Annotated in this window: 20 protein-coding genes and 1 pseudogene; 7 read left to right on the top strand and 14 right to left on the bottom strand. The window is 45.7% G+C overall.

The window, feature by feature from the left end; all coding sequences use genetic code 11:
* The first annotated feature begins 80 nt into the window (after positions 1–80).
* Together BLR43_RS00930 and BLR43_RS00925 are read left to right on the top strand one after the other, a co-directional pair.
* Complete coding sequence (locus BLR43_RS00930; protein WP_093067668.1) at positions 81–488, top strand: hypothetical protein; 408 nt, start codon at positions 81–83, stop codon at positions 486–488.
* A 113-nt stretch (positions 489–601) separates the two neighbouring features.
* On the top strand, positions 602–907 hold the full coding sequence (locus BLR43_RS00925; RefSeq protein WP_093067664.1) for a hypothetical protein: 306 nt from the start codon (positions 602–604) through the stop codon (positions 905–907).
* A gap of 35 nt (positions 908–942) precedes the next feature.
* Here BLR43_RS00925 and BLR43_RS00920 read toward each other — a convergent pair whose 3' ends face one another.
* From BLR43_RS00920 to BLR43_RS00875, 10 genes are all read right to left on the bottom strand, one after another.
* Positions 943–2436 (bottom strand): alpha/beta fold hydrolase, encoded by a 1494-nt coding sequence (locus BLR43_RS00920; protein ID WP_093067661.1) that lies wholly within the window; start codon positions 2434–2436, stop codon positions 943–945.
* Positions 2437–2686: 250 nt separating this feature from the next.
* Entirely contained in the window at positions 2687–4912 is a 2226-nt protein-coding gene (locus BLR43_RS00915; RefSeq protein WP_093067658.1) for a PhoX family protein, read from the bottom strand.
* Between the two features lie 283 nt (positions 4913–5195).
* Positions 5196–5825 carry a fumarylacetoacetate hydrolase family protein gene (locus BLR43_RS00910; RefSeq protein WP_379542919.1) on the bottom strand — a complete coding sequence of 210 codons (630 nt, stop codon included), beginning with the start codon at positions 5823–5825 and terminating at the stop codon, positions 5196–5198.
* A gap of 192 nt (positions 5826–6017) precedes the next feature.
* On the bottom strand, positions 6018–6743 hold the full coding sequence (locus BLR43_RS00905) for an ABC transporter permease (protein WP_093067651.1): 726 nt from the start codon (positions 6741–6743) through the stop codon (positions 6018–6020).
* 12 nt (positions 6744–6755) lie between these two features.
* Complete coding sequence (locus BLR43_RS00900; protein WP_093067648.1) at positions 6756–7490, bottom strand: ABC transporter permease; 735 nt, start codon at positions 7488–7490, stop codon at positions 6756–6758.
* 470 nt (positions 7491–7960) lie between these two features.
* Positions 7961–8890 carry an ABC transporter substrate-binding protein gene (locus BLR43_RS00895; protein WP_227674171.1) on the bottom strand — a complete coding sequence of 310 codons (930 nt, stop codon included), beginning with the start codon at positions 8888–8890 and terminating at the stop codon, positions 7961–7963.
* Positions 8891–8958: 68 nt separating this feature from the next.
* Positions 8959–9852, bottom strand: a complete 894-nt coding sequence (locus BLR43_RS00890; RefSeq protein WP_379542920.1) for a transporter substrate-binding domain-containing protein — start codon at positions 9850–9852, stop codon at positions 8959–8961.
* 153 nt (positions 9853–10005) lie between these two features.
* On the bottom strand, positions 10006–10806 hold the full coding sequence (locus BLR43_RS00885) for a transporter substrate-binding domain-containing protein (protein WP_227674173.1): 801 nt from the start codon (positions 10804–10806) through the stop codon (positions 10006–10008).
* Positions 10807–11107: 301 nt separating this feature from the next.
* Entirely contained in the window at positions 11108–11905 is a 798-nt protein-coding gene (locus BLR43_RS00880; RefSeq protein WP_093067639.1) for an ABC transporter ATP-binding protein, read from the bottom strand.
* 338 nt (positions 11906–12243) lie between these two features.
* Entirely contained in the window at positions 12244–12549 is a 306-nt protein-coding gene (locus BLR43_RS00875) for a hypothetical protein (protein ID WP_071002340.1), read from the bottom strand.
* A gap of 364 nt (positions 12550–12913) precedes the next feature.
* On the opposite strand from BLR43_RS00875, the gene BLR43_RS00870 reads away from it, so the two are divergent.
* The 5 genes and pseudogenes from BLR43_RS00870 (at position 12914) to BLR43_RS00850 (ending at position 16991) form a co-directional block, all read left to right on the top strand.
* A complete protein-coding gene (locus BLR43_RS00870; RefSeq protein WP_071002341.1) occupies positions 12914–14215 on the top strand; it encodes a glutamate-5-semialdehyde dehydrogenase in 1302 nt (433 codons plus the stop codon).
* 122 nt (positions 14216–14337) lie between these two features.
* Positions 14338–15081: a ribonuclease domain-containing protein gene (locus BLR43_RS00865; RefSeq protein WP_071002342.1), complete on the top strand. Its 744-nt coding sequence runs from the start codon at positions 14338–14340 to the stop codon at positions 15079–15081.
* Between the two features lies 1 nt (position 15082).
* The gene (locus BLR43_RS00860; RefSeq protein WP_227517113.1) at positions 15083–15487 is read left to right on the top strand and encodes a barstar family protein; all 405 of its coding nucleotides are present in this window, start codon (positions 15083–15085) and stop codon (positions 15485–15487) included.
* Positions 15488–15520: 33 nt separating this feature from the next.
* Positions 15521–16126 (top strand): annotated as a pseudogene (locus tag BLR43_RS00855) (sodium/glutamate symporter); the annotation flags it as partial.
* Between the two features lie 166 nt (positions 16127–16292).
* Positions 16293–16991: a ZIP family metal transporter gene (locus BLR43_RS00850; protein ID WP_093067636.1), complete on the top strand. Its 699-nt coding sequence runs from the start codon at positions 16293–16295 to the stop codon at positions 16989–16991.
* Between the two features lie 175 nt (positions 16992–17166).
* Here the strand turns inward: BLR43_RS00850 and BLR43_RS00845 are convergent, their stop codons facing one another.
* From BLR43_RS00845 to BLR43_RS00830, 4 genes are all read right to left on the bottom strand, one after another.
* The gene (locus tag BLR43_RS00845; protein WP_071002344.1) at positions 17167–17625 is read right to left on the bottom strand and encodes a hypothetical protein; all 459 of its coding nucleotides are present in this window, start codon (positions 17623–17625) and stop codon (positions 17167–17169) included.
* A gap of 93 nt (positions 17626–17718) precedes the next feature.
* Positions 17719–18975, bottom strand: a complete 1257-nt coding sequence (glyA, locus tag BLR43_RS00840) for a serine hydroxymethyltransferase (protein ID WP_093067631.1) — start codon at positions 18973–18975, stop codon at positions 17719–17721.
* 448 nt (positions 18976–19423) lie between these two features.
* Positions 19424–19927, bottom strand: coding sequence for a chorismate--pyruvate lyase family protein (locus tag BLR43_RS00835; RefSeq protein ID WP_093067628.1), 504 nt, complete (start codon positions 19925–19927; stop codon positions 19424–19426).
* A 76-nt stretch (positions 19928–20003) separates the two neighbouring features.
* Entirely contained in the window at positions 20004–21353 is a 1350-nt protein-coding gene (locus tag BLR43_RS00830; RefSeq protein ID WP_071002347.1) for a GNAT family N-acetyltransferase, read from the bottom strand.
* Positions 21354–21420: the final 67 nt, after the last annotated feature.

Raw genomic sequence — 21420 nt, 5'->3', positions numbered from 1 at the left:
ATCTGTGTCAAAAACCCCTCAAGTGTGATGCTTGAGGGGTTTTTGTTCTATACTAAGTCTTTAAAGTATGGGTATTTGCTATGAGTAATTTTTGGCAAGAATTGATTATCAACTTGGGTGGCAATGCTGTTTTAGGTGGGCTTATAATCTACCTCGGTAAAATTTACCTTGAAAGAATTGGACGAAAAGAGCAAGCAGCTATTGATGAGCGTTTAAAACGACTTGAACAAGATCATGAAAAACTACTCACTAAAAATGAGCATTTTCATCAAATATCACAGCAAACATATCAAAAGTTATTTGATCGAAAAATAGCAGTTTATGATGAACTATTAAGCTTAACTATTACATTTGAAAAGCTAACTCACTCAAAATTTCCTAACTGGAATGAAATGACTACAGAAAGTAAGATAGGTCATTGGTTTTTAATGTCAGGGCTTTATACTGAGTTATCAACAACATATTTGGCTATAGATAAAAGCATTTAAAAAAATATTACGGTCATAAGCCCAGACCTTTCCGAAAAATTTCTAATTTGGCTTGTACATTACAGAACAGAATTTGATTTATATAATAGATCTCTTGCAAAAGTACCAGTTCATTGACTTCCATTGACGGAGTTACAAGGGCTGACGATGACTTATGCAAGAAGTCTAATAAAGAAAATTTAGACAAAACTCTCAATATTATGGGAGAAGCCTTTTTATTGCAAGCTACCAACAATAATGGGCAAATCAAAAATCTTCTTGCAGAAAGTGAGAAAAATTCATATAAAGAAAAGACAAGGCTGCAAAATATTCAAGGTAACTTGCTTCTAAAGAATATAGACCAGTTAAATGAGGTTTTAGAGCAAATAAAAAGTGACTCCTTAAAGCTTAATAAGAAAATCAACCATACTTACCTTTAAAACTACTAATACATTTAATGCTAAATAACATCAGCTTACATCGCCACAGCCAAACTTCTAGGGTAAGAATGTATGCGCGGACGTCCAGCATAGTCGCTTAGACCATTATCGAGCAGCCATTCAACGACCTGCTCACGCACTCGCCTGCTATAGATTAAGTTAAGATGATTGACGCCATAAAACACCGCTTTATGACCATCTGGTACAAACAACGCATGCTCAGCATCATCTTCACCTAACGCGGATGCGACCGATACCAAGCTGTCTCCTAGCAAATCCGTCATCTTAGATTCGTAATGTGTCTCAATCAATGCACTGGCGACGAAGTAAGTTTTGATACCACTTGGCAGGCGCGCAGGATGACGAAAGTCTTGTGGTAATACGCTGCGTCCCTCTAAGGCTTTCCAGTCAGCGTCACGAATACTGCCATGACGCAGATCAATGATACCCGCACTCCTCATGTCACCAAGTTTGGCAAGCGAGCCTGCAAATGGCAACTTGGCGATGATGTCTTGCACGTAATTACCGATGCGCTCAAGCACTGCCCCATGATGCGGTGAACCTAAGGTGATGAGATTGCCCACGCGCTTTATCCAATCTAGGCGCTCTTGCTCACCATAAAACAGCGCACTGCGCGCCACCAAGCCGCCCATGCTATGACCCACCAAATCTATCTGAGTAATATTAGGGTTATTATCGATCACGTCCTGTAGTAATTGAGAGAATTTACGACCGCTGCGAGAGATACGTCGACCTGTATTGTAATCTAAGTACAGAACGGTGGTGTCAGGCTGACTGATATGAATCGCCTCGCCCAGATCATTGCCTTCTTGCGACTGCCAGCTTAAGTGACTCATACACAAGCCATGGCACAAAATGACAATCCGCCCTGATAGCCGCTCATTTTGGGGCTTACCATCTTTGGTGTATAACATCATCGGAATTGCGAGGGCATTTTGATTGTTGACCAGATGATCGCCCATGACACCATTGATGACGTTGACCAGCTTTTTTAGTGAGTCAGGTAGTGGCTGAGCTGTTTTTTGCACGATGAAGTTTTTGTATATTCGTAGTACCGAGGCCAGATTGTTACCGACCATGAGCATGATATGGCGTATCGTACCATAGGTGCGCCCAGTGAAACCGCGCTGCCATTTATTTAGGTGCTTATCATTGAACCGGCCTAAGGGACGCAAGATGACTTCACGATGAATGGACTCCACAATCTCAGTCACCTCAATCACTCCCATGGTCGCAAGCTGCGCCAACCCTTCAAAAAAATCCGCCAAAGAGACAGGGGTTTTGGTCGTTTCCTCATTGTCTTCTGCGTCTGCCAATAATTTGACCAGCTCATCCATATCGATGGCTTCGAGTTGATCTATCTGCTCATACAAATCACCATGCCGTGGCACGCTATCAGCTGAGAAAAAATGCGCATCAAGCTCATGGCGATTACGCGTATAACTGCTATCATTCTGAGCGCTACTGTCACTAACACGGTTGTTATAAAACAAATTTTGACTGCTCATAGTATTGGCACGTTTAGCGAAAAAGGGGGTTTTTCTATACTATCCTTTAACAGTCGCAAATAGAAGCGAATAATTTAGTTTTAGCGTTCGTTTGTGACCAAAAGAGATGTATGGATGATAAACGGTATCTTTATTATTGTTAAAGCATTAACTAATACATGCATCAAAAGAAAAAATCCCAAGCCGAAACTTGGGATTTTTATTTAGTGAATATGCCTTTCTACTATTTTGTCATCTAGCGCTTACCAAGCTATGCCGGACTGGCTGCCGACTCAAATGATTCCGCCAATATGACATCGCCGTCTTCTTTGGTAATCATGACTGTTGCTGAGCGCGGAGTACTACCGCCAGCGACCGCACCCCATGTATTACCTGGATGCTGAATGTTGATAAACAGTGTTTTGAAATCTGGTGTCATGGTAATACCGGTGACTTCGCAGCCTTCAGGGCCGACAAAGAAGCGTTTGATATTGTCGTTACTAGCCGGCATGCCAATGCGTGTTTGCTGTCCTGCTGACGTCGTGATGGTAGTACCATCGCTGACTTTGCCCGGTAATGCCGCAAGCAGCATACAGCTGGTAGTGTCGGTATACGCACCATCATCCGTTTGAATCCATAACACACCGCGTGGATCAAAATACAAACCATCAGGAGAAGACAGATCATTGCTAGCACTTAACTGCGATAAATTCTCTGCGGACAAGTTACTTGGTGCACCAAACAGATAGATATCCCACTCAAAACTGGTTGCGGCATGATCGCCGCCCGTCTCTGCCCAGCGAATGATATGACCGTTGTCATTACCACTTGGTTTGCCATTGATTTGATAGCTACGCGGGTTAGCAGCTGATAAAGGTTGGTCCTCACGCACACCTCGATATTTATTGTTGGTCAATGTCACATAGACATCGCCCGTCATAGGACTGACCGATACCCATTCTGGTCGATCCATCTTGGTGGCGCCAGCGGCATCGCCAGCAGCGCGAGCATAGACCAGCACTTCATCTTGGCTATTAAATGGTAACGCACTATTGAAGGCATCTAGTCCATTTTGACCTTGAACAAGTGCTTTCCACTCACCGCTGCCATCTTCATTAAATATGGCAACATATAGCGTACCATCATTCAGGTATTTGTCACCAGCTTTGAGCCCGCCACCGATATCCGCATTTGACCACATCGCTTTGGAGACGAACTTATAAATATACTCGCCTCGAGCGTCATCACCCATATAAAATACCACAGGTTTGCCTTGCTTAACGGGTGCATAGGCACAGTTTTCATGGGCAAATCGACCCATGGCGGTACGTTTTTGCGGTGTAGAGTTTTGGTCAAACGGATCAATCTCAGTGATATAGCCAAAGGTATTGAAACCATTACGATAATCATCAGCAGCACTAGCACCAACAGCGGTCATATCCCAACGTGAAAACTCGTCTGTGATGATGGCGTCTTTGGCGTCAGGCGTGTGCCATAGATATCGAGAGCCTGGAGAGTTTTCTGGTGCACCGTAACGCTCGCGACCATAGTTATCACTGGCGCTTAACTGACTGGCATCTTGTCCGCGCGCAAACACACCCAAGAAGTTCTCTTCTGTGGTCAGGTAAGTGCCCCAAGGTGACAAGCCTGCACCGCAGTTATTATTAATGCCGCGCGTCTGAAAACCTGTGGGGTCAAACTTGGTTTTGACCAAATCAGAACCTGCCACAGGGCCTGCCAACTGTGCAGTCGTACTACTAGTGATACGTCGATTGTATTTGGAGTTTGGCACCATCTCATAGCCCATGCCATTTGCGCGGCGCTTCATCTCAACCACGGCCACACCATGGCAGTTGACTTCACGGCGCACATCGCTGGCAAGGCGGCGGCGTTGGAATAAAGGCGCAGCATCTTTATCTTCGATGACATAATAGCCAAACGGGCTTAGCTCCTCACTATTGACGTATTCGTGATTCATAACCAGTAGGCCATTCTCTGAGGCTTTGGCATCGTAGGCATTGCTGTTTTTGCCAAAGAACCACATGCCATCATGGTTATCGCCCATGCGCCATTCAAATGATTCTGCCGACTGCTCACGATTGTCTTTCCAGTCGTCAAGGCCAGGCATCAGCGGTGTGCCAAGCGGCAGTATCATCTCTGCCTTGTAACCTTCTGCCACCGTCATCGTCTCAGCAGTTGAGTGCGCTACGGCCTTAAACTTTAAGGTTTCAGGACGCTTCAAATCACCCTGCGCAGGAATAGCAGCATCATTGCCATCTTCGACAATAGGACTGCTGATATTGTCATCGTCATCACTACAACCAACCAAAGGTAGCGCGCCAAAAAACGCTGCTGCCGTCAACCCTGTACCACCTTTTAGAATACTACGGCGATTCAGACGGCGATTAATAACTGTCTGAAAATCAGTATTATTAGTAGGGTTTGAATCTTCAACGATTTCGTGAGCGAGCTCTAGTTCTTTATTCAATAATGTCATTATCAGTCACCTTGCTATTGGGCTAGATTGGCGGAGAGTGGGTCGCGGCGTCACATTACAACCACAAAAATACGAATTCCGCTTAAGTCTACTGACTCTTTATGACAGCACGCTGAACGATAGATGACAAACTCATGACAAATAACTGTACAAACAATTATTGAGAGATATAGGTATTAAAAAATTTTGAAAAAATATATAAAGTCTAAAAAATAAAAGCCCCAAGCAATGGCTCAGAGCTTTTTGATATTTATGACGACTAGTACTGGTTCATTTAGCAAGCTTACTGCACTTGTGTTACCCATTCATGAGCACCCAATGTTAGTTTGAGCTTATCGCCTGCTTGTAGTACACCCACGCCGCTTGGTGTGCCAGTCATAATCACATCACCTGCCTGTAAGCTAAAAGCATGGCTGATGTTGACCAGCAGCTCATAGACAGGGAACAGCATCAAAGCACTATCACCGTCTTGCGCCAGCTTATCATTGATGGTGAGCTGATAATGGACATTCTGAAGATTGCCAAACGCTTGCGGGTCGATCCAGTCAGCAAGCACGCATGCCCCATCAAAACACTTGGCACGCTCCCATGGATGACCTTTTTCTTTAAGGGTGCTTTGCAAATCGCGCAAGGTCAAATCCAGCCCCAAGGTCACCCCGCCAATCGCCTGCTGTGCCTCTTCAATCGTTGCCATCGACAGGTCAGCTGACAGCTGAATACATAGCTCAGCCTCGTAATGCGTCCCGCCAAATATCTCTGGATTGGGACGGATCACATCATGGCGAGTAGATACCACAGAAGAGGCGGGCTTCATAAACAATATGGGTGATGATGGCACCTCATTGCCAAGCTCTTCTGCATGCGCCGCATAGTTACGCCCCACGCAGACGACTTTGCCAATAGAGCTACGCAGACGCTCATTGTGGTTATCAATGCTTTGTTCTTCACTGACCCCAGCGGTGATGGCATTTGCTAATGACATATGTGGCGATTGGCTCATACGAGACTCTCCCTATAAATGATAAATATTTTTCAGCAATCCCTACTATATTGTCTACCGTCACCTTTATTGTCATCTTGGCGACCATTCATGACTAGTGACTCTCTATGGAATCGTGTTGGTCATCACATCTGGTGGCACATAGCTGGCGTGTCGGTTCATACGTTTTTCAAACAGTCTAAAGCTAAACAAGATAACCCATGACAGCACAAGATAAACGATACCCGCGGCAAAGAACAGCTCCATCAGCGTATAGGTACGCGCACTGATCGTACGAGCCACCCCCGTAATATCCATCAACGCGATGGTCGATGCGAGCGCACTGCCCTTTAGCATAAAGATAACTTCATTACTGTAGGCTGGGATCACAATACCAAACGCACGCGGCAACGTTACACGTGTCAGCTTCTGCCATTTTGACATACCAAGCGCATCGGCCGCCTCAAGCTCACCGACAGGTATCGTCTGAATCGCACCGCGTATAATCTCTGCCAGATATGCACTGGTATTTAGGGTAAAGGCGATGATGGCACACCAGTATGCTTGACTGAGCACCGGCTCCCATAAAAACGACTCACGCACCGCCCCGAACTGACCAAGACCATAGTAAATCAGGAATATCTGCACCAGCAGCGGCGTACCGCGGAAAAAGAAAATATAAAGAAATGGCAATATCTGTACTAACCAGCTCTTCGACAAGCGCAGCAGCGCTAGAATCAAACCAAAAAACAATCCGACAATACCTGAGATCACGACCAGCTGTATAGTCAGTACCGCACCGCCCAGTAAATCAGGTATATGATCAAAAATGACCTGCCAATTCCAATCCATAGTATCTCTCCTCTATCCTATGGTCGATTGACTGTGAGTGGATTGACGGCTTATCTTTTTGGCATAGCGTGCCGCTGGATTGGCGCGCCACTCAAGCCACATCATAAAGCCAGTAATCAACATGGTCAGACCCAAATAAATAATCGCGGCTGCCATATAAAAGGTAAACGGCTGCTGTGTTGACTGCGCAGCACGCGACGACTGATACATGATGTCTTTGAGACCCACCACAGACACCAGCGCCGTGTCTTTGAGCAGTACTAAAAATAAATTGCCCAAACCTGGCAATGCAATCTGCCATACTTGCGGCAACGTAATGCGATAAAAGGTCTGAAAAGGACGCATACCAATCGCTTGCGACGCTTCTCGTTGCCCTATCGGAATCTCTTGAATCGACATGCGAAAAATCTCAGTCGCATACGCCCCAAACGCGATCGACAGCGCCATAACACCGCCCCAAAAAGCGCTAATCTCGACATAGTCGTTGTAGCCGAACTTTTTGAGGATGCTCATCAATAAGATTGAGCCGCCATAATAAATAAAGAGCACCAATAGCAACTCAGGAATACCGCGCATCGTCGCAGTATAGACAGTCGCAAGCTTACGCAGCAACCAGATATTGGACATATTTGCGGTTGCGCCGAGCAAGCCTAAGGCCAGACCAATGATTAAACTGGTCACGGCAAGCTGTATGGTGACGGTAGCGCCGCTTAATAAAAGCGCGCCAAATCCTTGTAAGTCAAACACGATTATCCACTCAGTCTCTTTATATTAGCAATTTGCAAAATATGAGTTAAAAGAATCAGCATCAATAGCTGAACGCAGTCCATCACCGTATTTTATACCACCTTAATACAGATGGTCGTCGTCAAAAAAAATGACGTCAGAGCAATACGGTTGGCGCTGCGATAATTGACACAGTAGAAATGAGCGCTGATTTTATCATATTCGCTCGCCGTGATGTTAATCCTGACGCGTAAAAGCTGTGCCTAAACCGTACTTAAACAGATACTTGGGCAAATACGCTTGAAACGAACTGACTAAATTTGAGTAAAGCGAATAGTGAATAACGATGACTATGCCACGACCATACGATACGTTTATGGAATAATAAAAAAGGACATCACCATCATGGTAATATCCTTTTATTAAGAAACAATCAACTGTTATTGGCTATAAACCTTTCTTATGAAAGCCGTAGCGTGCAGCTGGTAAAATTACTGACCGGCGGTCTCTGCGACTGGCTGCTCAGGCGTGTCTGCATCTGAGGTCTGCATCGCAGATTCTGGTATAGCAAAATACTGTTGATTGATTTTGTCATACGTACCATTGGCCTTTATATTGGCTAAAGATTGATTGATCTTTGCTTGTAGCGGATCGCCTGGGCGTACTGCTATCGCAAAGTTATCATTGATATCAATCTCGTCACCTTTTAGTGCATATTTACTACCAGCAGGAGAGCTCAGCCACTCTATCGCAGGCAACTTATCAGAGATCATCGCATCGACGCGGTTTGATCCTAGATCCAAAAACGCATTGCTCAACGTATCATAAAGCTTCATGTCAGCGTTTGGATATGTGTCTTCAAGCCACTGTGATGAGATGGTCGAGCGCTGTGCGGCAATCGAGTGAGCGTCGATGTCGCTTTGGTTACTAGGGTCAAAACTGCTGTCTTTTTTGGCCAAAAAAACCAGGGTATTGCTAAAGTATGGATCAGTGAAGCTAACCTGCTCTGCACGCTCTGGCGTAACGGACATCGCCGCGACAATCGCATCATACTTACCGGCTTTTAGACCAGGAATAATACCGTCCCAGTCTTGCGCCATAATCTCACAAGTCACCTGCATATCGGCACAGATGGCATTGGCTATCTCAACGTCAAAACCACCCAGTGTCCCATCCGCATTGGTATAGTTAAAAGGTGCATACGCCCCTTCCGTACCAATACGAAGTACGTCATCCTTAGTTGCCTTTATTTCGGTCGTATCAGAACTGGTATCGGCCGCATTCTCTTGGCTATTGCTACAGCCAGCGATGGTAAAAATAGTCGCCAGTGCGAGCAATGGCACAGATAGACGACTGCTCGTCATAGCGCTAATAATAGATTTGCCAGTCGTAGCACGGACTGGAACACAGTGATTGCTCATGATCATCCTTGGGTTTTCTTGGGTAAACAACACTTTTCAAAATAACGGTCTATGCAGAAGACGTCGTCTTAGTTCGTTGCCGCTTCAGCTGGTGCGTCTTCTTCAACGACTATGACTTCATCGACGCCATCTGTCACGACTGCTTTTTGTGCCGCAGCGGTCGAGCTGGTACCAAAGTAACTGCCAGTGATTTGATCATAAGTGCCGTTGTCTTTTAGCTCAGCCAATGCCGCATTAAATTTAGCAACCAATGGATCGCCTTTACGGAATGCAATACCCATTGCATCATCGTCGCTGCTGATCTCATCACCTTTTACTTCATAGTCTTTGCCGGCGTCTGTTTTTAGCCAGTCAATACCAGTGACTTTATCAGACATCATACCGCGCACACGACCTGAGGTTAGATCTAAATAGGCATTGTCTTGAGTATCATATAGCTTGATATCAGCATCCGCGTGCTCGTCCTGTAGATACTGTGAGGCCACGGTAGAGCGCTGTGAAGCGATTGGTTGACCTTTGAGCGAATCGATGCTGATATCGTCGCCTTTTTTACCAATGAGGATGATACCACTATGGAAGTAAGGGTCACTGAAGTCGACCACTTCTTTACGTTCAGGGGTGATTGACATACCAGCGATGGCGGCATCAAATTTCTGTGCGTTAAGCCCTGGAATCAAACCATCCCAATCTTGAGAGATGACTTCACATTCTGCTTTCATTTGTGCACATAATGCGTCAACCAACTCAATCTCGTAGCCGATCAGTTTGCCATCAGCATCTGTGTAGCTAAAAGGCTTGTAGCTTGATTCTGTCGCGATTTTGATGTTCATAGGTGCTTCAGTCGCGGTATCAGCTTCAGCGCTTTCTGCTGGTGCTGAGCTGTTGTTACAACCTGCTAGCATTAGCATCGCGGCGCTGAATGGCGCAATCCACAATGCTTTTTTGCTCATTGATGAGGTCATTAGTGATGTTATTGAAAGTGTCATACCTATTATTCCTTAATATAGTTACCAGCCATATCGTCACTTATTACGTGCTGCTTGATGCCTTATTGAGCGCCACTTACTCAGTACTTGTCAGTGGCGCGCGTATTCGCAGCAATCTTTAGTGAGTCATTATTGACCAAAGTGTTGCTGCTCAAGACGGGCAAGCTCACCGTTGCTACGGATTTCGCTCAATGCTTTATCAAACTCCGCTTTGAGTCCATCACCTTTACGCACGGCAATAGCAATATTGTCATCGTTATCAATCTCATCACCAACGATACCGAAACCTTCTTTATTGTCAGCGAGCCATGATTTGGCAGAGACTTTTTCGGCCAATACTGCATCGCTACGACCAGACTTTAGATCCAAGTAGGCATTGTCGTAGTTGTCATATAGCTGAACGGTATTGCCATCTTTGCCTTCGTAGTTATCTTGTAGATAAGCGCCTGGCGTGGTAGAACGCTGACCGCCAAGCGTGACGTTTTGGATCGCCATTGGATCAAAGCTGCCATCAGTGTTGGTGAGCCATACCATCGTATTGGCAAAATACGGCTCGCTGAAATCGACTTTTTCTTGGCGCTCAGCCGTGATTGACATACCGGCGATAACGGCATCATATTTTTGTGCCAATAGACCTGGGATAATACCGTCCCAATCCTGCGCTACGATTTCACAGTTGGCTTGCATCTGCTCACACAAAGCATTGGCAACATCGACATCAAAACCGCTCAAGCTGCCATCAGCATTGGTATAGTTAAACGGAGGATAAGCGCCTTCGGTTGCAATGCGGATGGTTTTGCCAGTCGTTTCTGCGGCAGGTGCATCGGCACTGGCTTCGGTAGTTTCATCGGCAGGTTGGCTACAAGCGCTTAGCATGAGCGCAGCAGAGATGGTCATCGATGACCACAATAGACGAGCGTTCGACATCATATGTTCCTTAAATTCTGATGGGTATGGATATGGGGTTCTGATACTTTGTTCTCTGACGTCCCTGACAGACAAGCAATATAGATAGCAGAATAATGGACAGCCGTTAAAATTGGCCGACTATAAACCTTTTGATAATACCTGAGTAAAAAATCAAAAACAAACGTTTTGCATACTCACCGTGACTATTGGGCAATAAAGGATAAACAATAGTTACGGTATAGTGATTTTTATATTTGATAGGATTCGATGGCGGTAAAGTCGGTAGGGCGCTACCACCATCTGATTTATAGCTTGGACAGGATTAGTGCGGACGATGCGAGGCCATAAAATCTTTGACGCGCTCGGAGGTAGGATTGTCAAAGATTTGCTCAGGTGTGCCGATCTCTTCAACCACCCCTTGGTGCAAGAAGACCACTTTGCTTGATACTTCACGGGCAAAGCGCATCTCATGAGTGACGATCAGCATAGTGCGACCCTCTTCTGCCAGCTCTCGCATGACAGCAAGTACTTCATTGACCAACTCAGGGTCTAGCGCCGAGGTTGGCTCATCAAATAATAGCACTTGCGGCTGCATGGCAAGCGCGCGCGCAATGGCAACCCGCTGACGCTGACCACCAGATAAGTTCGCTGGATAAGCGTCTTTTTTATCGAGCAAACCGACTTTGTCGAGCAGTTTTTCGGCATCACTGATCGCTTGGGCTTTTTTGATCTTGAGAACCTGCGTTGGACCCTCAATAATATTTTGCAAAATCGTCTTATGTGGCCACAAATTAAAGTTTTGGAAGACGAACCCAACGCGAGCACGCAAGCTCTCTAACTGCTTAACATCCGCCGCTTGCAGCTCACCTGATCTAGCAGGTTTTAGCATCAGCTCTTCATTGCCGATCAGGATACGACCTTGATTGGGATTTTCAAGCAAGTTAATGCAGCGCAGCAAGGTTGATTTACCTGAGCCAGATGAGCCCAAAATAGAGATGACATCACCATCATAGGCCGTCAAAGACACTCCCTTGAGCACCTCTAATGAGCCATAACTTTTATGGATGTCTTGTAAGTCTAGGGCGATAGGCCGAGTTGGTTTTTTTGCAGTATCAAGCATGGTTCAGCAGACTTCCAATAAATATGAGTGAAAACACGAATAAAAATAAATAAGAGCCGTATATATAGTATAAGTATCTATAGCATTATTATGCTAATGCTACGCCTGAGCAGGCCAAGAGAAAAATGCCATATTGTCTCTTATTACACAGTAAAAAGGCAAATCTTGTGTTTAACCAGTCAGTTAATCAGTACTGGATAACTGACTGGCACAAAAAAGCCCAGACCATATTTATCGCTCTGGGCTTTATTTTATCACTTTCGCGTGCCAGGCGTTGTTTTATCTGATAATGCTATATTGACCAACACACTATCATAGCGTTTGGCGCGCCATAAAACTTAGTACGTCGATACATGCTCTGAATCTTCGGTGCCATCCAGTACTTCTGCATCATCTGCGGTTGCCACAGCCACATCATCCCCTGTACTGACAGCCATACCGTCATCGGCGCTAGCAACGGCGATGTCATCAGAGCTACTCGCAGTTGCGGTTGCATTCTCTTCAACGCTGGTTTGAGCGTCAACGCTTGTATCCGCTTGCGTCTCCATTGGTGTCTCGTCTTTGCTACAAGCACTGAGCGCAAGCACCCCTGCAACCAAGCCAACCGTCATCCAGTTTTTGTATGTCGTGTTTTTAATCGTCATCGTTATTCTCCATTACTTGTCATATGATTCAGCGTCATTTATTGATAGTGCCGTTTTCTTAGTGCCTACTATACTGATGATACATCGCAGCTACCTTAGTATTTACAGCGCAGTTCTGTTAAAGGCACGTAAACACAGCTCACAAAATATTTGAAGCAACCCTTTGTAAAGTCACTTTGATGCTTTGTAAAGCGGGTTCTGTTCACAAAATCATCTTTACTATCGCCGCAATCTCCTCTATGTTAAATAGCATAATGACCTATGGACCGCTAAATAGGCATTCAAAACTGATTTTTTGCTAAATTTTCGCCTTTTTAGGCGCTTTTATTTATATAAAACTGATATCACATAAGGAGAATAATTGATGAGTCAAGCAAATACGACGGATATTACCACCTACATGCAGTCTGTTGGCAAGCAAGCCAGAGCCGCTTCTCGTGCGCTCGCGGCAGCCAACACAGGCGACAAAAACTCAGCACTCATGGCCATTCATGATGAGCTAGTCAATGCCAAGCCAGATATTTTGGCAGCCAATAAAATCGATATGGACAACGGTCACAAAAACGAGCTTGATAGCGCTCTGCTCGATCGCTTGGAATTAAACGAAGCACGATTCAACGCTATGCTCCAAGGCCTAAAAGACGTGGCGAGCCTGCCTGATCCAATCGGCGAAGTGACGGATATGACTTATCAGCCATCAGGGATTCATTTGGGCAAAATGCGTGTGCCACTGGGCGTCGTTGGCATGATTTATGAATCGCGTCCTAACGTAACCTTAGAAGCTGCTTCACTGGCACTAAAATCAGGCAACGCCATCATCTTACGCGGTGGCTCTGAAGCGTTTGAATCCAATCAAGCGATTGCCAAATGCATCATAAAAGGTCTCAGTCAGACGGATCTCTCTGAGCACAGCGTTCAAGTATTGCAAACGACCGATCGAGCTGCCGTTGGTGAGCTGATCACCATGACTGAATATGTGGACGTCATCGTACCGCGTGGCGGCAAAGGTCTGATTGAGCGTATTAGCAACGACGCCCGCGTCCCTGTGATCAAGCATCTAGATGGTAACTGCCATACCTTTATCGATAGCGATGCGGATCCTGAGATTGCCATCAAAGTCAGTGTCAATGCCAAAACCCATCGTTATGGTACGTGCAACACGATGGAGACGCTGCTGATTGATGCCTCTATCGCCAAAGATTTATTACCAAAGATTGCCACTGCCATTATCGAGGCCGATGATGCCATGCAACTGCGTGTTGACGAAAGTGCTGAGAGTATCTTGGCCGATGTGATCACCTTAAACGGTCACTTGTCTGCTGCTACCTCTGAGGACTGGGATACAGAATATCTTGCCCCTATTCTTGCGGTAAAAGTCGTCGACGGTATCGATGAGGCGATTGAACATATCAATACACATGGCAGCCATCATACCGATGTCATCATCACGGACAACTATACCAAGTCGCAACGCTTCATTCGTGAAGTGGACTCAGCAAGCGTGATGATTAACGCTTCTAGCCGTTTTGCTGATGGCTTTGAATATGGTCTTGGTGCTGAGATTGGTATTTCAACGGACAAAATCCATGCGCGTGGCCCAGTGGGTCTTGAAGGACTGACCTCGCAAAAATGGATCGTCTATGGTCATGGTGAAGTACGTGCATAACTAAATCTGTATTCATGATTGAATCGAGCGTTTGAGAACGTCGGCCATTGTGCTGGCGTTTTTTTATGATAATCATAGCTATCTATATTACGGACATCTAAACAATAAGGAGCGGTGCCACCATGCAAAGCGGCAAGATTAAACATTGGAATCACGAAAAAGGCTATGGCTTTATCGATGTCGATGATCAAGATGAAGACGTGTTTTTTCATATTAGCAAAGTAAGTTTGGCGGAGCCGATAGCGGTTGGTCGACGTGTCTATTTCACGAGTAGTCGTAATGATAAAAACCAATTGCGTGCCACCAAAGTGACGTCAGCCGTACTCAGCATTGAACCAGATACTGCACCAAATACACCAAGGCAGATGCCCAATAATAGCAAACGAGATAATCACAGCCGGCCCTCAAATCGCAACCATCAAAACACTCGTCAAAATAGCTCTCGCAACAAGAGAAGCCTAGGCAGTACCCTATTTAGCCTCATTGCCATTATCGCTGTCGCTGTCTACTTCTTTGGCGATTTAGGCTCGACGTTATCTCAGTATACGTCTGACAATACCAGTCAAGTCGCCACAACTGACACAGCGACCACTAGCATCACAGGCGATGCACAAGTCGATAAGACGATTGCGCTGATTCAACAAGGCGGGCCATACCCTTATCCCAATAAGGACGGCACGACGTTTTATAACCGTGAAGGCAGACTGCCAGCACAATCGCAAGGCTATTACCGTGAATACACCGTACCCACCCCTGGCGTCTCCCATCGCGGTGCAAGGCGTATCGTCACAGGTGGTCGCCCGCCCACTGTTTATTACTTAACCGTCGATCATTATGACAGTTTTCAAAAGCTTGAGGTACCCTAATATGAAACCAAAGGATATTAGTCAAAAAGCCATGAATCAGAAAGATACGAGCCAAGCCATCCACTATGTCAGTCAAGACCCCATTAACCAAAACGGTACAGCGCTATCTGCCGTCATTCCTACTCAGGCTGTTACCATACCTGCGTGTGACACACTGGACAAAACCACGCTATTGACGAGTCTGGCGCGTGCCTGCCACTTCCCCAGCTATTTTTCACACAATTGGGACAGTGCATGGGACTGTCTGACAGACAGCGATGTGCAGCACTTAGTGCTTGATTTGACGGTAATAAAAAAGATAAACACCGAAGACTTCACTATTTTTAAAAGCATTATCGAAGATGCTTATAGCGACTTTGGTAAGCCGCAACTGTGGATTATTGTGCCCTTTAAGAATGACACTTAACGGTAAAAAAATGACGAGGAGACTGCAGGGAGTAATAAAGACATCTTTGAGAGACCCGATAGCATGCGCTTTATCACGGCATCCTCTACTATCGAGACATTAGCGCTATTTGCAGGGGCATTGGCTTTTGCCGATGGGATGACGCTCGTGGCTGAGGGCACATGGTTTGAGCTACCGACGTTTGTCTGGGCACTGGCAGGAGGCGTTATCATTCGCAATGTGTTAACGATGGTCTTCAATTTTGAGATGTTTGATCGCTCGATTGATGTACTTGGTAATGCGTCTTTGAGTCTGTTTTTGGCAATGGCGTTACTGTCATTGAAGCTGTGGCAGTTGACGGATTTGGCAGGGCCTGTATTGGTCATATTGATCGTACAGACCATCATCATGATTATCTACGTCTATCTCATTACCTTTAAAGTCATGGGCAAAGACTATGACGCGGCAGTACTCTCAGCAGGACATTGCGGTTTTGGTATGGGAGCTACCCCGACAGCGATTGCCAATATGCAAGCTGTCACGGATCGCTATCTCCCCTCGCCAAAAGCCTTCTTAATCGTCCCAATGGTTGGTGCGTTCTTTGTCGATATCGTCAATGCCACGATATTGCAAATATTCACCAAGTTGCCGTTTATGTAATACTACGTCTGAGCGTATTTAAGCCGTGATTAATCTTGAGGAGATTGCATGGGTCACATCGTGTGATAGCATTATTATCAAATACGATGTGATCTCACCGCCATTCATCGTATCAACATACATTACTCAGAATTATTAAAACTTATTAAAAGTATCGAGGCATTTTATGTTGGTATTTGCCATTATTCTTGTGGTTTCAGGCGCACTCGTTATTGGTGCATTGTGGGGTCTATACGGTTACATGCCTGACTGGATACAAGGCAATCTGCTTGCGCTGGCAGGTGGTGCGCTCATGAGCTCAGTGGTACTTGAGATGATTCAACCTGCGATTGGCGAGAGTGGTTTGTGGACGACTGTCGCCTTTACCGTGTTAGGCGCAGTGGTCTTTACGGCTATTGACTATCTGATTGATGAAAAAATGCAAAACAAAGGCGGGGCAGGTTTGCTTGCTGCTATTACGCTTGATGGTATCCCAGAAAACTTAGCGCTTGGCGTCGCGCTGATTGGTGGTAACGCTTTACAAGTCGCGGCACTAGCAGGGTCTATTTTATTATCAAACCTCCCAGAAGCCGCAGGCGGTGCCAAACAAATGCGCGATGGTGGTAGCAGTCACAAAAAAATACTCATGCTATGGATTGGTGCAGCTATTTTATTATCATTAGCAGCTATTATTGGCAAAATGCTTCTCAAAGATGTCGATGATGCAGTAATTAGTGCAATTGACTGTTTTGCCGCAGGGGCGGTGATTGCTTCATTAGCGACAGAAGTTTTTCCTTCTGCATTTAAAGATGGCAACCATTGGGCGGGTATCAGCACTGCTATTGGTTTGGTGCTGGCATTAGGACTCAATCAACTCGGTGGCTGAGATTATAAATATTCGTAGGGTTTAAATTTGCCCCTTATTGCATGAGCATGCTCTTATCGCACAATTATTTGAATGAATAAAACCGCCCAGCAATAATGTTGGGCGGTTTTTATTTATCTGACATTCGGTTCAAATATGTCTAGGTGCGGCGTCATGCAGCAACATGATCGACTCACTAAAGCGTAAACCCAATCACATTGAGCTTGTTCTCTTCTGCAAACTTAAATAACTCGTGAACGTGATTTAAATTCTCACGAAACGTATTCAAACCTTCTTGACTCTCTGCTTCGTGGTAGCCGATATCGTGTACCAATTTTTTTAAGTCTGTCGCGGCAAACGCTTTGACGATCTCAGGTACGACGGCCACATTGTATAATAAACCGTCATGCTGCTCATGCAGCGGGGTGCTATTGTTTGCCAAAAACAACAAATCGCACAAGGCATAATGCCCCTCTCCCAATAACTCAACCAGTTCTTCCGTATAATGTTCAAGAGACGCTTGTCTCACATCTAAGTATTGGTTGTCGCGATTTTCTCTTAGCTCATCCAGTGTCATATCACCAACAAGTATGCTGGTTAAATTTTCCTCGCGAACACTACAAAAGCAAAATGACATAGTTGTTGAAATAGACATCGTATCTTCCTTAACTGTGATTAAAAATAAAACCGCCTAGCAAACGCTAAGCGGTTTTTTGTTATACAACTCTCAAATAGAGTCAGTTAATACTTACTGGTTTTTTTCGTACACTGGTAGCTCTTTGCAGATGGCTTCTACTTTACCGCGTACTTCAGCTGCAACCGCTTCATCACCGCGGCTGTCTAGCACGTCACAGATCCAGCCTGCCAAATCACCCGCTTGCGCTTCGTTGAAGCCGCGAGTAGTAATGGCTGGGGTACCGATACGGATACCAGAGGTGACAAATGGTGATTTTGGATCATTTGGTACGGCGTTTTTGTTGACCGTGATATGTGCATCACCAAGCCATTTGTCGGCTTCTTTACCGGTCATTTCTTGCTTCACTAGGCTAATCAGCATGAGATGGTTTTCAGTACCACCAGAGATGATCTCATAGCCACGCTCTTGAATGACTTTTGCCATGGCTTGTGCGTTTTTCACAACTTGCTGCTGATAGGTTTTGAAGTTGTCTTCCAGCGCTTCTTTAAAGCAAACCGCTTTTGCCGCGATGACGTGCATGAGCGGGCCACCTTGGTTGCCTGGGAATACGGCAGAGTTTAGCTTTTTAGCAAGTTTCTCATCACGCGACAAGATCATACCTGAACGCGGGCCACGTAGGGTTTTGTGTGTGGTGGTAGTGGCCACATCAGCAAAAGGTATTGGGCTTGGATAGACGCCGCCCGCAACAAGACCAGCAACGTGTGCCATGTCTACCAATAGATACGCGCCTACCTCGTCAGCGATGTCACGGAAACGTTGCCAATCAACGACTTGTGAATACGCTGAGAAACCTGCGATGATCATTTTTGGCTTGTGCTCACGTGCCAAGCTCTCTACTTGATCATAGTCAATAAGGCCAGTGCCATCGACCAATCCGTACTGTACGGCATTGTAGTTCAGACCTGAGAAGTTGATGTGCGCGCCATGCGTCAAGTGACCACCAGCGTCTAGGCTCATGCCAAGTACCGTGTCATTGGCTTCTAGCAACGCTAAAAATACGGCAGCGTTTGCTTGGCTGCCTGAATGTGGCTGGACGTTGACGTACTCAGCACCGAACAGCTCTTTTGCACGGTCAATGGCCAATTGTTCAATGACATCGACATGCTCACAGCCACCATAATAACGCTTACCAGGATAGCCTTCAGCGTATTTGTTGGTCAAATCAGTGCCTTGTGCTTCCATCACTGCTTGTGAGCAGTAGTTTTCAGAGGCAATCAACTCGATGTGATTTTCTTGACGAACGCTTTCTGCGGCCATCGCTTCAGCAAGGGTCGGATCAAACTCTTTGATAGAAATGTCTTTAAACATAATAATGTCCTAAGTAGTGACTGTCATTAAAAAAGTATCATTGAAAAGAAGCTGATAGCTTGCCCACAATCAAACGAACACTGCATCGACGTTGCTCAAAGCATGCTAGGTACTTGTGCACGCTGCTCTTTTGCCAGCTGTTTTATGGTACGACCATGATTGTGAATGGCGACTATCAGTAAAAATTAACATAAGAATAAACACAGGCAGTTGGCCTGCATTAACTTGACCGATCCGTCAATAAAATCGATATGCAGTGGCATCGATAGCATTGCGAAAGCGTAAGTGTAACATGAAAAATTGTGCGATGAGCGCAAAAAAGCCTGCCTGAAGATGAGCAAATTAAATGGCGATATAACACAGATAAATAGCCAATTAAATAAAGGTTTTACTCAATGCAAATTTTTGACCCTAGTCTTTTCTTTGTGTATATAAGAATAAAACGTTTTTAAGTATCACTGGACAAAAATGCCGGCAAAAAGGTTTCGCTGATAAGTAGTAAGCGGCCATACCAGTCATAGCGCGTTTGCCGTTGCCAGCCCTCGCTCGTCTGTCGCACAAATCGCTGGTTTGGCACTGTGCGCCGACGTTTAAATAACACATAACCGATGGGCGTACCTTTTAGCTGCTGCAAGCGTCGCGCCTTACCTTTTAGGCTTGATAGCGGAAAGATACTTTGCGCACCGACCCATGGCCGCTCGTCATTGCCGTATAGCTGTACTTCACGTATCCACGCCAGCAGTGGACGATTTAGCGCTGAGCCTTGTAGACCCAATTGTCGCTTTTGTTGCAGCGTCAACAGCCGATAACCCTCAAAGCTACGCTCCACTCGTAACGGCTGCCCTGCCTTCTCTTCTAGCATGGCTGTGAGCGAACCTTCAGCATTGAGCCACGATACGAGTTCAATAGGAGGCAGAGAGGTAGCAATACTAGCAATAGAGTTTGTGGACATAGTTAACGGCTAATCATGAAATGTGTAAAGTAAATGCCTGCAGGCTATTATTAATGGTTGGCATGAATGGTGTATATCAATGAAGCGTATCAAAGGCTGGCATATTGTCCGCATTAAATGGTAGTGCCTCATGGGCTTGCTTGCGATATTGTGCCATATGCATCCGATCTCTGGCACAAAAATCGCCAATCGCAGGGACAAAACGCGGGTCATAAATGCGGTGAAGCGAGTGCGTGGTCGTTGGGATAAATCCACGAACCAGCTTATGCTCCCCTTGCGTACCCGGATCAAAAGACGCTAGCCCTTGCTCGATGGCAAACTCAATACCTTGGTAATAACACAGCTCAAAATGCAAACTGTCATACTCACCAAGCGCACCCCAGTATCGACCGTACAAGGTTGCATTATTATCAACATCATTATTAACATCGCCATCAACACTGTCGTCGTTGTTGCTATTACTATCAGGTGTGTCATATAAGAATAGGCTACTGGCGATAATCTCACCACTGGCATCGAGTGCTTGCGCGAGCATAATATGTTCAGACATACTCGCTGCCAATGCCATAAAAAAGTCTATCGTCAGATAAGGCTGCTGTCCGCGTACCGCATAAGTCATCACGTAACAGTGATAAAAAGCCTTCCAATCTGCATCGCTGATAGCATCGCCGATTTTTCGCTGGCAGATGATACCTTGCTCAGCCACTTTACGACGCTCCGCACGGATGGTTTTGCGCTTTTTAGCTTTTAGCGTCATCAAAAACGCATCAAAGTCTGCAAAGGGCTGACTGTCATTGAGCAAATCTTTGTTTTGCCATAAGAACTGACAACCTTGGCGCTCGAATATCGGCATCGCAATCGGCGCGGACTCTACGCCACGCTCTTGTGCTGCTAGCGCACGCTCTATATCAATTTCGGTCGGCATAGACGTGGTCGCAATAGAGGCTAGATTAGGCGTCACAAATAGCCCATGCCAGCTTGAGGCGCCGACTTGCTGAGCGATATCATCGACACCTGCGATGGCTGTTTTGATTATCTCTTCATTGAGCCTTTCCCCTTTTGCCAGCCAAAGCCGCTGACCCGTAATCGGCGTATACGGCACACTAGTGACCAATCTTGGATAATAGTCGAGACCATAGCGCGCATACGCCTCTGCCCATGAATGATCGAACACGAACTCACCGCGATGATGGCTTTTTATAAAGACTGGCAGCACCGCGACTGGTTGCAGAGCGGCATCCTTAGTATCATCATTGACACGATGCACCAAAATAAATATCGGTAGCCACCCTGCCCGCTCGCCAATCGCGCCTGTCTCAGCAAGCGCCTGCCAAAAAGCAAATGACATAAAAGGCGTGTCTGGCGTTTGCCAATCGGTCTGGCTCTGCCAGCTAGTATCATTCATCAGCGCATACTCTAAACTCATACTCACCGTCACTCTTATAATCGCTATATATTTATAGATAACCAATCTGTTGATGACCTAGCCTAGC

Origin of the sequence: Psychrobacter pacificensis (assembly GCF_900101915.1) — a bacterium.
Taxonomy (GTDB): Bacteria; Pseudomonadota; Gammaproteobacteria; order Pseudomonadales; family Moraxellaceae; genus Psychrobacter; species Psychrobacter pacificensis.
This window is presented reverse-complemented; position numbering and strand designations above follow the sequence as displayed.

What these genes read in the sequence shown, in the direction of transcription:
- BLR43_RS00845 (WP_071002344.1), bottom strand. Translation starts at nt 17,625, where the DNA reads ATGTCTATTTCAACAACTATGTCATTTTGCTTTTGTAGTGTTCGCGAG.
- BLR43_RS00920 (WP_093067661.1), bottom strand. Translation starts at nt 2,436, where the DNA reads ATGAGCAGTCAAAATTTGTTTTATAACAACCGTGTTAGTGACAGTAGC.
- BLR43_RS00880 (WP_093067639.1), bottom strand. Translation starts at nt 11,905, where the DNA reads ATGCTTGATACTGCAAAAAAACCAACTCGGCCTATCGCCCTAGACTTA.
- BLR43_RS00885 (WP_227674173.1), bottom strand. Translation starts at nt 10,806, where the DNA reads ATGATGTCGAACGCTCGTCTATTGTGGTCATCGATGACCATCTCTGCT.
- BLR43_RS00870 (WP_071002341.1), top strand. Translation starts at nt 12,914, where the DNA reads ATGAGTCAAGCAAATACGACGGATATTACCACCTACATGCAGTCTGTT.
- BLR43_RS00830 (WP_071002347.1), bottom strand. Translation starts at nt 21,353, where the DNA reads ATGAGTTTAGAGTATGCGCTGATGAATGATACTAGCTGGCAGAGCCAG.
- BLR43_RS00915 (WP_093067658.1), bottom strand. Translation starts at nt 4,912, where the DNA reads ATGACATTATTGAATAAAGAACTAGAGCTCGCTCACGAAATCGTTGAA.
- BLR43_RS00835 (WP_093067628.1), bottom strand. Translation starts at nt 19,927, where the DNA reads ATGTCCACAAACTCTATTGCTAGTATTGCTACCTCTCTGCCTCCTATT.
- BLR43_RS00875 (WP_071002340.1), bottom strand. Translation starts at nt 12,549, where the DNA reads ATGACGATTAAAAACACGACATACAAAAACTGGATGACGGTTGGCTTG.
- BLR43_RS00930 (WP_093067668.1), top strand. Translation starts at nt 81, where the DNA reads ATGAGTAATTTTTGGCAAGAATTGATTATCAACTTGGGTGGCAATGCT.
- BLR43_RS00860 (WP_227517113.1), top strand. Translation starts at nt 15,083, where the DNA reads ATGAAACCAAAGGATATTAGTCAAAAAGCCATGAATCAGAAAGATACG.
- BLR43_RS00850 (WP_093067636.1), top strand. Translation starts at nt 16,293, where the DNA reads ATGTTGGTATTTGCCATTATTCTTGTGGTTTCAGGCGCACTCGTTATT.
- BLR43_RS00865 (WP_071002342.1), top strand. Translation starts at nt 14,338, where the DNA reads ATGCAAAGCGGCAAGATTAAACATTGGAATCACGAAAAAGGCTATGGC.
- BLR43_RS00890 (WP_379542920.1), bottom strand. Translation starts at nt 9,852, where the DNA reads ATGACCTCATCAATGAGCAAAAAAGCATTGTGGATTGCGCCATTCAGC.
- BLR43_RS00895 (WP_227674171.1), bottom strand. Translation starts at nt 8,890, where the DNA reads ATGAGCAATCACTGTGTTCCAGTCCGTGCTACGACTGGCAAATCTATT.
- glyA (WP_093067631.1), bottom strand. Translation starts at nt 18,975, where the DNA reads ATGTTTAAAGACATTTCTATCAAAGAGTTTGATCCGACCCTTGCTGAA.
- BLR43_RS00905 (WP_093067651.1), bottom strand. Translation starts at nt 6,743, where the DNA reads ATGGATTGGAATTGGCAGGTCATTTTTGATCATATACCTGATTTACTG.